Source organism: Paraburkholderia caffeinilytica, from assembly GCF_003368325.1.
In the GTDB taxonomy this organism is placed as follows: Bacteria; Pseudomonadota; Gammaproteobacteria; order Burkholderiales; family Burkholderiaceae; genus Paraburkholderia; species Paraburkholderia caffeinilytica.
This window is the reverse complement of the sequence record NZ_CP031467.1, coordinates 4382909-4395462: the sequence shown is the minus strand read 5'-3', so window position 1 is coordinate 4395462 and position 12554 is coordinate 4382909. Positions and strand designations below refer to the sequence as shown.

Genomic DNA, 12554 nt, shown 5'->3' with positions numbered 1-12554 from the left:
TTATAGGTGCAGCGGATTTGCTGCGTTTCTACGGGTTTCAAATCAACGCGTGCCGCCTGCTCCGAATCGCGCGGCACGCGCCGGTTTCTGCATCAATATCGGCGTCAGTACTTCATGACCACGAGACGGGTCTGCGTGAATTCGAGCATGCCGTGTTTGCCGTCGTCGCCGCCGAGACCCGAACGTTTCCAGCCTGCATGGAAACCTTGATACGGATCGGCCGGCGTGCGGTTTACATACAACTCGCCGGCCTCGATACCGTTGGCGATCTTCATCGCGCTACGGTAGTTCTCGGTATAGAGCACCGACGACAAACCGAACTGATGGTCGTTGGCCATCTCCAGTGCCTGGTCGAGCGTGCGGTATTTGACGACCGGCATGATCGGACCGAAGGTCTCTTCCTGGATGATTTCCATGTCCTGACGGCAGTTCGACAACAGCGTGGCCGGATAGAAGAAACCCTTGCCTTGCGGCAGCCTGCCACCCGTTTCGAGCGTGGCGCCCGCGGCAATCGCGCGCTCGACCATGCCGTGAATCGACTGCCGCGATGCCTCATTGACGAGCGGCCCCATCAGCGACGGCTGTTCGCCGCGATCGCCGCTTTCCACTGCGCTCATGTGCTTCTTCAGCAGCGCGACGAAACGGTCATGCACGCTTTCCTGCACATAGACGCGTTCGATCGCCGTGCAAAGCTGCCCGCAGTGAGTGGTCTTGGAGGCGACCAGATCGCGCGCGGCCTTCTCGAGATCGGCATCCGCCTCGATGATCGCCGGCGTCTTGCCGCCCAGTTCGAGCGACGGCTTGGCGATGTTCGCCTTGCAGTATTCGAGCACCTTGCGGCCCGCGCCGACGCTGCCGGTCAGCGTGATCATGCCGACCTTCGGATGCGTGCAGAGCGCCTCGGCGGTTGCATGATTCATCGCGAGGATGTTCACGACGCCGGCCGGCAACCCTGCCTTCTCAACGGCCTTGGCGATCTCGAACGCGGAGGTCGGCGTGTTGTTGCTGGGGCGCACGACCACGGTATTGCCGGCGATCAGCGCCGGCGCCACCTTGCGCATGAACGTATAGACCGGGTAGTTGAACGGGATCAGGCATGCGACCACGCCAATCGGCTCGCGATGCAGCACGAGGTTTTCGTCGGGTGTGTCGCTCGGGATCACCTCGCCTTCGATGCGGCGCGCCCATTCGGCGTGGTAGCGGGTGATCTGGCCGGCGTAGATCGCTTCATGGGTGGCGTCGGCGACGCTCTTGCCCGACTCCAGCGCGAGCGCCGCGCCAATGGCGGGCGCGCATTCGGTGAGCGCGTCGGCGAGCTTGTGCAGATAGACCGCGCGCTCCGCCGCAGGCAGCTTGCGCCAGCCCTTCTGGGCGGCCGCTGCGGCGTCGACCGCGGCAATGGCCTCGGCTTCGGTGGCGCCCGTGACGTGGGCTATCACGGCTTCGGTGGCGGGGTTGGTGACGGCGATGAGCTCGTCGCTTGCCGCGTCGATAAAGCAGCCGTTAGCAAAATTCCGATCGAGTCGCATGTCGTCTCCTGAAAAAGCGGGTGCGGTGGCGCGTTGCCTTCGGTTATCGCCTTCATGCCAAAGGCGAATGAACGGAATTTTTCTCCGGGGCACGGCGCCCCACAAGCGAATAATTCGCGGGATAAACATTCGAAAAAATCACGTTTATCCAGGGATGTGCCTCATACGCGATTCCCGTCTCGAATAGCAGAATCCGGGCTTTGCCAAAAGCAGCGGCCCTTGCAGGCGGTCGAACCCCGTTTCGAACCATTGGGCTGCTCATTACCAATGTCTGGAGCTCACAATGAAAAAGAATGTCATCGCCACCGCCGCCTTCACCGCGCTCGCCTCGCTGGCGGCCTCGTCCGTCTTCGCGCAAAGCAGCGTGACTCTGTACGGCGTGCTCGATGAAGGCATCGACTACACCAACAACGCCGGGCATGGCGCGGTCTGGGAAATGGCGAGCGGCTATGCGCAAGGCAGCCGCTGGGGCATGAAGGGCTCGGAAGATCTGGGCGGCGGCATGAAGGCGGTGTTCCAGCTGGAAAACGGCTTCGACGTGAATTCGGGGCGGCTCGGCCAGGGAGGCCGCCTGTTCGGCCGGCAGGCCTATGTGGGCTTGAGCGACAACCGGTTCGGCACGGTCACGCTCGGGCGCCAGTACGACTCGGTGGTCGACTACCTCGCGCAAACCACCGCCAATGGCAACTGGGCCGGCTACCTGTTCGCGCACCCGTACGACAACGACAACACGGACAACTCGTTCCGTCTCGGCAACAGCGTGAAGTATGCGAGCCCGGAAATCGCGGGCTTCCAGTTCGGCGGCGTCTACAGCTTCAGCAACGACACGAACTTCGCGAACAACCGCGCCTATAGCTTCGGCGGCCAGTATGCGAACGGCGGGCTGCTCATCGCAGCCGCGTACCTGCAGGCGAACAATCCGGGCGCGGGTTCGACGGGCGCGATCACCGCGAACGACGCGAGCTTCATCGCCGGGCGCATGCGGGTGTTCGGCGGCGGCATCAACTACACGTTCGGCGCGGCGACCGCCGGTTTTGCCTATACCAATTCCAACTATAAGGACCCGACCGGCAACGGCTATATCGGCATCCCGCTGGCGGCGTCCGGCGTCAGGTTGAATACGCTGAAGTACCAGAACTTCGAAGTGAACGGCAAATACCAGTTCACGCCGGCCTTCTTTATCGGCGCGCAGTATGTGTACACGATGGAGAACTACGATGCGTCGACCGGCAGCGTGAAACCGAAGATTCACTCGGTCGGCTTGATGGCGGACTACAACCTGTCCAAACGCACGGACGTATACGTGCAGGGCGAATATCAGAAGGTTGCCGGCGACTCGACTAACTCGATTCTCGACAACGCGTTTATTCCGGGCGTGCAGGCGCCGTCGTCGACGGGGAATCAGGTCGCCGTGCGACTCGCGCTGCGCCACAAGTTCTGAGGTTTAGGGGACTGGCGCGCTGGGGCCGCACTATTGGCGGCTCCAGCGCCGTGGCTGTTCAAACTTTCTTGATGTTCACGTTCCGCATTCGAAGACAGCGAAACAGATCTCAGCAGGCGTTCGCCTACCCCGCTGAAGTTTTCTTCACGAACGCGCCCACCACCGCCTCGAGTTCCTTGGTGATGGAGGTCATCACGCCCGCTATCACGGCGAACTCCCGGCCGGTCACATTCGAGCGGCTCGCCACGATCTGTCCGTTGAACGAAACGATATGCGCTTCCTTGGCGATCGCCTTGATCCGCTCGATGAGATCCTGCTGGCCTTTCTTTTGCGCCCGCGCAATGCGCCGGCTTTCCTGCTCGTAGACCGCGGTCACGGCGTGCAGATGCGTCAGCAGCGGATCGACGGCGCCGATCAGCGCGTTCAGGGCTTCGTTGGCGCGCGACGAGGCGCGCTCGATCGTCTCCAACGCCGCCGAGGCCAGCGCGATAAAGTCCGTGATCTTCTTCGCGACGTTGCCACTGCCGTGAAAAGCTTCCTGCAACGCCGGCGAAAATAGCCCCGGCAGACCGTCGCGGCCTTGCACCAGTGTCGTGTGGCTGTCCGAAAAGGTCCGTAAGGTTTCCCGCGCGATAGCGATCGCCCCGTCAAACTGTTGAAACGCCAACATCGACTGCAACACGATGCGTTGCGACAGCATCCGTTGGCGACCCGCCATGTTGATCAACGAGCTCAATACCTCGCTGGAGACATCCGCTTCGGACGGCGGCGTCTGAACCCGTTCTTTCGTGATGCTCATGTCATCTTCTTATGATTCGATTGACCCCTTCGTGCCAGCCGGCATCCGCGCCGTGCGACCGCCATCGGCAGACATGCATGGGCGCGGATGCCGAATTGCCTTACTCCGTTGCGTGCGCGTGCATCACGTTGCCGTGCATCGACCACGCCATCCACGGACGGCGCAGTGCGACGATCGCGAGGAACGCGCAAGCCGCCAGCGCGCCGAAGGTCGCGAAGCCCATCTGATAGCTGCCCGTGCTCTCTTTCGCGATGCCCATCACGACCGGCAGATAGAATCCGCCGATACCGCCCGCCGCGCCGACGATACCCGACATCAAGCCGGTGCGGCCGGCCCAGCGATGCGGCACCAGCTGGAAGGTCGCGCCATTACCCAGGCCGAAGGCCACGTACAGGCACAGTAGCAGCACAATCCCGCCCACCATCGACGGCATTGCTGCAGCAAAAACGAAGTCGCACAGCGAAATGACCGCGAGCAGGAAGGTCAGCGCGCGCACGCCCGACACCTTGTCGGCGATCAGGCCGCCGAGCGGCCGCACGATCGCGCCGGTTGCGGCCAGCAGCGCCATGAACAGGCCCGCGTCGATCTTCGACAGCTGATACAGGTTGGTCAGCAGCAGCGAAACATACGACGACATGCCGACAAAGCCCCCGAACGTGATGCTGTACACCAGCATGATCGCCCACGTGTCGCGCTCCGACAGCACCGAGCGATAACGCTTGGGCAGCACGGCAATCGCCAGCAGCGCACCGATCACCGGCAACAGCAGCACACCGGTCTTGCCGGAACCGAACATGCCCGCTTCGACCAGCAGCACGAGCACGATCAACCCCGCGAGCGTCGCCGCGAAACTGCCGAACGCGCGCAGCACGCTGCCGGATTTGATGCCGGAATCGTTGGCCCAGAAATACAGGGTGATCGCGGCAATCGCGAGCAACGGCAGTGCACCGGCCGTGGCCATTTGCCAGCCGTAGTGCGTCGCCAGTTGCGGGAACAGGAAGCCGTCGAGCACCGCGCCGATGTTGCCGGCTGCGGCAAGACCCAGCACCAGGCCCTGCACCTTCGGCGGATAGTTGCTGCCGGCCATCGGCAGCGCCACCGCGAAGCTCGCGCCACCCACGCCGAGGAACACGCCGAGCACCAGCAGCAAGGTGTACGACGGCACGAACGGCAACAGCGGCAGCACGATGGTCGGCACCGCCGACAGCAATACGCCCATCAACGCGATGCGCTTGCCATGCGCCGATTGATAGAGGTTACCGAGCGTCACGCGCAGGATCGCCGCCGACAGCACCGGCACGGCAACCAGCAAGCCTTGCTGCGCAGGCGTCATCGCAATGCTCTTGCTGATGAACGGCGCGAGCGGCCCGTATAACACCCAGACAGTGAAGCCGGTGTCGAAATAGAGGAAACACGCCACCAGCGCGCGCCAGTCCCCACTCTTAAGGGAGCTCATCACATTTTTCATTAGACATCCTCATATTTACGGGTTGTTCGCTTACCTGGTACACAGCGCTGAGGCACCGCGCACCGGAATGATCACGATGTTGAATACCGGACTTGATATGCAATCTCCATGCCATCCGGATTCTTTTTCTGATGCTTGACTGCGTACTCTCTGGAACCGTGATGGCGCGTCTGAGCCGGCCGCCTTAAAAATCAATAAACGTCGCGTACGTAGCGCTTTTCCTGCGCTAAACGGCCCACATAATCGGCGGCCTTTTCCTCACTCATACCGCCGTGCTCAGCGACCACATGCTTGAGCGTCGCGTCGACGTCTTTGGCCATCCGGTTCGCGTCGCCGCAGACGTAGAAATGCGCACCTTCTTCGAGCCATGCCCACAGTTGTGCACCCTGCTCGCGCATGCGGTCCTGCACATACACTTTCTCCGTTTGATCGCGCGAGAAAGCGACATCGAGCCGGGTCAGCACACCGCTGTCGCGCATCGCTTCCAGTTCGTCGCGATAGTAGAAATCCGTGGCCGCATGTTGTTCACCGAAGAACAGCCAGTTGCGTCCTTTGTCGCCACGTGCACGCCGCTCGTGCAGAAAGCCGCGGAACGGTGCAACGCCGGTGCCGGGGCCGACCATGATGATCGGCGTATCCGAAACATGAGGAGGCCGAAAGTGTGCGGATTTCTGCACGAATACAGGCACATTCGCGTCGCCGGCGCGGTCGGCGAGAAACGTCGACGACACGCCCTTGCGATGGCGGCGGCCATTGTTGTAGCGCACCGCGGCAACTGTCAGATGAACTTCTCCCGGATGTGCTTTCGGGCTCGATGCAATCGAATACAAACGCGGCTGCAGACGCTTGAGCATGCCCGTCAATTCGGCGGCCGTCAGGTTCACGGGAAATTCGTGGAGCACGTCGGCGAGTTGCTGGCCCCATAGCCATTGCTTGAGATCGGATTTGCGCGCCGGCGTCAACAGGTCGCGCAATGCGCCGTTGCTGCTCCGCGCCGCGATAAAGGCGAGCGAGTCGGGGCTCGGCCGCGCGATCTCGTAGTGCTTGCCGAGTGCGTCGGCAAGGCGCATGTCGCCCACGCCGGAAACGTTCACCGTGGCGTCCGCACTCACACCGCTCAGGCTGATCAATTCCTCGACCAGCTCGGGACAATTGCTCGGCCATACGCCCAGCGCATCGCCGGCTTCGTATTCGAGGCCCGAGTCGCCCGTGCTCAGCGAAAAGTAGCGCGTATCTTTCGCGGCGCCCTGCTTGTTCAACTTCAGGTTCGTGACGAGGCGCGATGCGGCCGGACGCGTCTTGGTGGGCACGGCGCCAGGCACCACCGCGTTGATCATGCCGCCCGCGGGCACCGCATGCAGCGCCGCATCTTCCTCCTTGATGCGCACGATGATGCTTTCGAGCCACGCGTCGGCATTCTCCTGATACTCGCTGTCGCAATCGACGCGATCCATCAAACGCAGTGCGCCTTGAGCGGCAAGACGTTCATCCAGACGGCGGCCGTGACCGCAAAATTGATCGTAGTTGCGATCGCCGAGCGCAAGCACGGCATAGCGCAGGCCTTCGAGACGAGGCGCTGCGTCGCCGGCCAGTTGAGACCAGAAACTTTGCGCGTTGTCGGGCGGATCGCCGTCGCCGAAAGTGCTCGACATCAGCAGCACGTATTGCGCTTTCGCGAGCGCCGAGGCCTGATAGTCCGCCATGCACGACGTGCGGATTTCGAAGCCCGACTCCATCAGACGCGTGGCATAACGCTCGGTCAGCGATTCGGTGTTGCCGGTTTGCGAGGCCCACAGCAAAGTCACTTTGGGTCGCACACGCAAGATGCGCACACCGGACGCCTGTGCCGGGTCGGCATGCGACGCGGCAAGCGAAATTGCCGGCACGGCTGCCTGGGTTCCGCTGCGGCTATAAAGTCCGGCCAGCAAGCCATCCACGTACAAGCGGTTCGCCGGATCAACCGGCGCGCCGGCCGGGAGGACCGGCACGCTGCCGACGCCCTGCGCTTCAGTCGAACGCAGGCCGCTGACGAAACCGGCCAGATACGCGCGCTCGGTATCGGTCAGCGACGGCGCGGGTGTCGGCGGAAGCTGCAACAGGCGGGTGAGTGCATCGATACGGGGCATGTCCAGATCCTCGGCGTTCGCCGATAGGGCGTTTGCCGGCGCAGCGCCGGCTGTCACGATGGGCGCGTCGGTGAGCGTCTCGTCATCCGCATTCGAAACCGGTTCGAATGCGTCGGCCGCGACCGGGCTGAGCGCAACGGCGCAGAATTTAAGTTCAGGTTGCTGCGAGACCGGATCGATGGCGTCGCTCGTCACGGCGTTGATGCACAGGTCGTCGCCGAAGACGTCGTTCCAATGCATCGGCGCGAAGCAGTTGCCTGGTTGCACGCGTTCCGTGACGACCGCCGGCAACACGGCACGCCCACGGCGCGAACGGATTTCAACCGGATCTTTGGCCTTGATGCCGAGCGTGGCGGCATCTTCGGGATGAATCTCGACAAACGGTCCAGGATTCAGCTTGTTGAGCATCGCGACCTTGCCGGTCTTGGTCATGGTGTGCCATTGATGCTGCAAGCGGCCCGTATTCAACACGATCGGAAATTCACGGTCAGGCAATTCGGCCGGGGCTGCAAAGGCGCGGGTAAAGAACACGGCTTTGCCGCTTGCAGTCGGAAACACGAGGCGCGGACGGCTGCCGTCGGGCAGACTCTTCAGCGTCTGGCTGACGCCGTCGTTGAGGTAGCGAACCGGATTGCGATCGGCGGCGGTGTCCGAAGAAAGCGGCCATTGCAACGGTGTTTCCTTCAAACGGCGATGGCTCGCGCCGCGCAGGTCGTAGCCCGTTTTCGGGTTCGACGCACGCGTGATTTCCGCGAAAACCTCTTCGGCGCTTGCATAGGTGAACGCATCGGCGAAACCCATTTCACATGCGACGCGCGCGATGATCTGCCAATCCGGCAGCGCGGCGCCCGGCGGCTCGATGCCCTTTTGCATCAGCGTCAGGTTGCGCTCGGAGTTGATCATCACGCCTTCGGCTTCGGCCCACAATGCGCCCGGCAACAGCACATCGGCGTAACGATTGGTCTCGGTGTCGAGGAAGGCGTCCTGCGAAATCACGAGTTCCGCGGCGCGCAAACCGTCGATCGCCGTCTGACGATTCGCGACGCTTGCCACCGGATTGGTGCAGATGATCCAGCACGCCTTAATCTCGCCCGCGGCCATGCGAGTGAACATATCGATCGTGCCGTTGCCGACTTCGGTTTTCAGCGTGCCTTCCGGAATGCCCCACAGGTCTTCGATAAACGCGCGATCCGCGTCGACCAGAACCGAACGCTGCCCCGGCAAACCGGGTCCCATGTAGCCCATTTCACGGCCGCCCATCGCGTTGGGCTGACCCGTCAGCGAGAACGGGCCGCTGCCGCGGCGGCAGATCCTGCCCGTCGCCAGATGCAGATTGCAGATCGCATTGGTGTGCCACGTGCCGTGCGTGCTCTGATTCAGGCCCATGGTCCAGCAGCTCATCCACTCCGGCGCCGCGCCGATCATCCGCGCCGCCTCGCGGATGCTTTCTACGGAAAGACCCGTGATCGCCGACACTTTCTCCGGTGTGTAGTCCGAGAGGAACGCGGGCATGGCGTCCCAGCCTTCCGTGAACTCAGCGATAAACGCCGCGTCCGTGTGACCGTTTTCGTGCAGCAGATGCAGCAAGCCGTTCAGCAACGCGAGATCGGTACCCGGCTTGATCTGCATGAAGAGATCGGCCTTGTCGGCCGTGGTCGTGCGGCGCGGATCGACCACGATCAGTTTCGCACCCGCCTTCACGCGGTCCATCATGCGCAGGAACAGAATCGGATGACAGTCGGCCATGTTCGCGCCGATCACGAAGAACAGATCGGCATGGTCGATGTCTTCGTACGATCCCGGCGGGCCGTCCGCGCCGAGCGAGAGCTTGTAGCCGCTGCCCGCGCTCGCCATGCACAGGCGCGAATTCGATTCGATGTTGTTGGTGCCGACAAAACCCTTGGCGAGCTTGTTGACGAGGTACTGCGCCTCGATCGACATCTGTCCCGACACGTAGAACGACAGCGCATCCGGTCCATGTTCGTCGAGCAGGCCCCGCAAACGCGCCGCCGCGGTGCTGATCGCCTGCGCCATCGGCAGCGGCGCGGGGTCCTGGTCGCGCGCGCGGCGCACGAACGCGTCTTCGAGGCGGCCCGACTTGCGCAACGCCACGTGCGCCGACTGCCCCTTGGTGCACAGCCGTCCGAAGTTCGACGGATGCTCCTTGTCGCCGGAAATCTTCACGACCTGGCCGTCCTCGACGTGCAGCACCATTCCGCAGCCAACGCCGCAGTACGGACATACGGTTTTCGCGTTATTGGAGGACATGGAGAGCGACGTCGTTCGAAAAGAGTCAGACGGTTTCGACAACGACAGGAATCGAAGCGAGCTTCGAGCGCCGCTCGTCGAGCGTCGCGGGCCGGATCTGGCCGCGTTCCTCGACGAAGGCGACATTGCTGTCCGACTCGCCGCTGTTGACGAAGTGACGGAAGCGCTTGCGCGTTTCGGGATCGGTGACGGCCCGCTTCCATTCGCATTCGTAGGTGTCGACCACGTGCTGCATTTCCACCTCGAGCTCCGCGACCACGCCGAGACGATCGTTGACGACCACGTCGATCAGATACTGGAGACCGCCTTCGAGGTTGTCGCGCCATACGCTGGTGCGTTGCAGACGGTCTGCCGTGCGCACGTAGAACATCAGGAAGCGGTCGATGTAGCGCACCAGCGTTTCCTTGTCGAGGTCCGAGGCGAGCAGTTCGGCATGGCGCGGCTTCATCCCGCCATTGCCGCAGACGTACAGATTCCAGCCCTTCTCCGTCGCGATGATGCCGACGTCCTTGCCCTGCGCCTCCGCGCATTCGCGCGTGCAGCCGGATACGCCGAACTTGATCTTGTGCGGCGTGCGCAGGCCCTTGTAGCGGTTTTCGAGTTCGACCGCGAGGCCCACCGAATCGCCCACCCCGTAGCGGCACCACGTCGAACCGACGCACGACTTCACCGTGCGCAGCGATTTGCCGTACGCATGGCCCGATTCGAAACCGGCGGCGATCAGTTCTTCCCAGATGAACGGCAGTTGTTCGACGCGGGCACCGAACAGATCGACTCGCTGACCGCCGGTGATCTTCGTGTAGAGGCCGTATTTCTTCGCTACCTGGCCGACTGCGATCAAGCCGTCGGGCGTCACTTCGCCGCCTGCCATGCGCGGCACGACCGAGTAGGTGCCGTCGCGCTGGATGTTGGCGAGGTAGTAATCGTTGGTGTCCTGCAGCGCCGCGTGCTCTTTCTTCAGCACGAATTCGTTCCAGCACGAGGCGAGAATGCTCGCCACCGCCGGTTTGCAGATATCGCAGCCGAGACCGTGTCCGTGCTTCGAAAGCAGCTCGCCGAAGCTGCGCACGCCCTCCACCCGCACGAGGTGATACAGCTCCTGCCGCGAATACGGGAAGTGCTCGCACACGTGGTTGTTGACCGCGAGGCCCTGCTTCTTCATCTCGGCCTTCATCACCTGCGTGACGAGCGGCACGCAGCCGCCGCACGACGTGCCGGCCTGGGTCGCGCACTTCAGGGCGCCGATGTCGGTCGCGCCCGCGCACACGGCGGCGCACAGGTCACCCTTCGACACGTTGTTGCACGAGCAGATCTGCGCGCCGGCGGGCAATGCCTCGACGCCGAGCGCCGGTTTCGCCTGACCGTCGGACGATGGCAGGATCAGGAATTCGGGCGACTCCGGCAACTCGATCCGGTTCAGCATCATCTGCAGCAGGGTGCCGTACTCGCTCGCATCGCCGACCATCACGCCGCCGAGCAGATACTTGCCGCACTCGGACACCACCAGCTTCTTGTAGATCTGCTTGCGCTCGTCGCTGAACTGGTATGTGCGGCTGCCCGGCGTGTTGCCGTGCGCATCGCCGATGCTCGCGACGTCCACGCCCATCAGCTTCAATTTGGTGCTCATGTCGGCGCCGGCGAATTCGGCCGAGTCGCCGTGCAGTTGTTTCGCCACGGCGCGCGCCATGTCGTAGCCGGGCGCCACGAGGCCAAACAGCTTGCCCTCCCACAGCGCGCATTCGCCGATCGCGTAGATGTGCGGATCGCTGGTGCGGCACGCGTTGTCGATCACGATGCCGCCGCGTTCGCCGAGCGCCAGCCCGCACTCGCGGGCAAGATCGTCGCGCGGACGGATGCCGGCGGAGAAAACGATCATGTCGGTGTCGAGGTGGCTGCCGTCCGCGAATTGCATGCGATGCGTGCCCGTCTCGCCATCGACAATCGCCGACGTGTTCTTCTGCGTGTGCACGGTTACGCCGAGCTCTTCGATCCGGGTGCGCAGCACGCGGCCGCCGCCTTCGTCGACCTGCACCGCCATCAGGCGCGGCGCGAACTCGACCACGTGCGTTTCCAGCCCCATGTCGCGCAATGCCTTCGCGCATTCGAGCCCGAGCAGGCCGCCGCCGACCACCGTACCGGTCTTCGAACGGGCGCCGCATTCCTGCATCGCTTCGAGGTCGTCGATGGTGCGATAGACGAAGCAGTCGGCGCGCTCACGCCCAGGCACGGGCGGCACGAACGGGTAGGAACCCGTCGCGAACACCAGCTTGTCGTACGGCAAGGTCTCGCCGGTCGATACCGTGACGATGCGCGCGGCGCGATCGATCGCCACCGCTTTCGCATTGAGCTTCAGCAAGACGTTCTGGCGCTCGAAGAAACCCGGCTCGACGAGCGACAGATCGTCCGCCGTCTTGCCCGCGAAGAATTCGGACAGGTGCACGCGGTCGTACGCCGGGCGCGATTCCTCGCACAGCACGGTGATGTCGAGGCCGTGCGCCGCGTCTTGCGCGAGACATTCGACCAGTTTATGACCGACCATTCCGTGACCGATAACGATGATTTTCATGACCGCGGCTTCCTCAATGTGCTGGGCTGGAATCGCTGCCGGCTGGCTGGCGCGCGAAAGCGATTCCGGAAATAAAAACGGCGTCCCGCGAACCCAGTCGATGACTGAATTCGGGGGACGCCGTTGTCCTGACCTGTGCTGCGGCGAGTACGCTGTTTTTGCACTCGCAACGGATCCACGTTGATCCGCTGGCAGGGCTTAACGCAAAGGCCGTGCCAATTGTGCGAAATTCCCGCGGCAGCGCCGTGGCGCGGGGCTCAGCGACAAATCACACGAGCGTGCCGCCGGCGCGGTGCACGGCACGTCTTGATGCAGCGAGGCACAGGGATGGTGCGACGCAGCACCGTGCGCGTGCGG

General features: G+C 63.2%; 6 protein-coding genes. 1 reads left to right on the top strand and 5 read right to left on the bottom strand.

All coding sequences use genetic code 11. The features are described from left to right. Nucleotides 1-104: 104 nt before the first annotated feature. Complete coding sequence (gene aldA, locus DSC91_RS35890) at nucleotides 105-1529, bottom strand: aldehyde dehydrogenase (RefSeq protein ID WP_115783187.1); 1425 nt, start codon at nucleotides 1527-1529, stop codon at nucleotides 105-107. 283 nt (nucleotides 1530-1812) lie between these two features. On the opposite strand from aldA, the gene DSC91_RS35885 reads away from it, so the two are divergent. Further along, a complete protein-coding gene (locus tag DSC91_RS35885) occupies nucleotides 1813-2970 on the top strand; it encodes a porin (RefSeq protein ID WP_115783186.1) in 1158 nt (385 codons plus the stop codon). Between the two features lie 124 nt (nucleotides 2971-3094). Here DSC91_RS35885 and DSC91_RS35880 read toward each other — a convergent pair whose 3' ends face one another. The 4 genes from DSC91_RS35880 to nirB all read right to left on the bottom strand — a co-directional run bounded on the left by DSC91_RS35880 (nucleotide 3095) and on the right by nirB (nucleotide 12197). Further along, nucleotides 3095-3769, bottom strand: coding sequence for a type IV pili methyl-accepting chemotaxis transducer N-terminal domain-containing protein (locus DSC91_RS35880; protein WP_115783185.1), 675 nt, complete (start codon nucleotides 3767-3769; stop codon nucleotides 3095-3097). A gap of 100 nt (nucleotides 3770-3869) precedes the next feature. Continuing rightward, nucleotides 3870-5237 (bottom strand): MFS transporter, encoded by a 1368-nt coding sequence (locus DSC91_RS35875; protein ID WP_115783184.1) that lies wholly within the window; start codon nucleotides 5235-5237, stop codon nucleotides 3870-3872. 191 nt (nucleotides 5238-5428) lie between these two features. Next, nucleotides 5429-9631 carry a bifunctional nitrate reductase/sulfite reductase flavoprotein subunit alpha gene (locus tag DSC91_RS35870; protein ID WP_115783183.1) on the bottom strand — a complete coding sequence of 1401 codons (4203 nt, stop codon included), beginning with the start codon at nucleotides 9629-9631 and terminating at the stop codon, nucleotides 5429-5431. A gap of 25 nt (nucleotides 9632-9656) precedes the next feature. Further along, on the bottom strand, nucleotides 9657-12197 hold the full coding sequence (gene nirB, locus DSC91_RS35865; protein ID WP_115783182.1) for a nitrite reductase large subunit NirB: 2541 nt from the start codon (nucleotides 12195-12197) through the stop codon (nucleotides 9657-9659). Nucleotides 12198-12554: the final 357 nt, after the last annotated feature.

What these genes read in the sequence shown, in the direction of transcription:
- aldA (WP_115783187.1), bottom strand. Translation starts at nt 1,529, where the DNA reads ATGCGACTCGATCGGAATTTTGCTAACGGCTGCTTTATCGACGCGGCA.
- DSC91_RS35885 (WP_115783186.1), top strand. Translation starts at nt 1,813, where the DNA reads ATGAAAAAGAATGTCATCGCCACCGCCGCCTTCACCGCGCTCGCCTCG.
- DSC91_RS35880 (WP_115783185.1), bottom strand. Translation starts at nt 3,769, where the DNA reads ATGAGCATCACGAAAGAACGGGTTCAGACGCCGCCGTCCGAAGCGGAT.
- DSC91_RS35875 (WP_115783184.1), bottom strand. Translation starts at nt 5,237, where the DNA reads ATGAAAAATGTGATGAGCTCCCTTAAGAGTGGGGACTGGCGCGCGCTG.
- DSC91_RS35870 (WP_115783183.1), bottom strand. Translation starts at nt 9,631, where the DNA reads ATGTCCTCCAATAACGCGAAAACCGTATGTCCGTACTGCGGCGTTGGC.
- nirB (WP_115783182.1), bottom strand. Translation starts at nt 12,197, where the DNA reads ATGAAAATCATCGTTATCGGTCACGGAATGGTCGGTCATAAACTGGTC.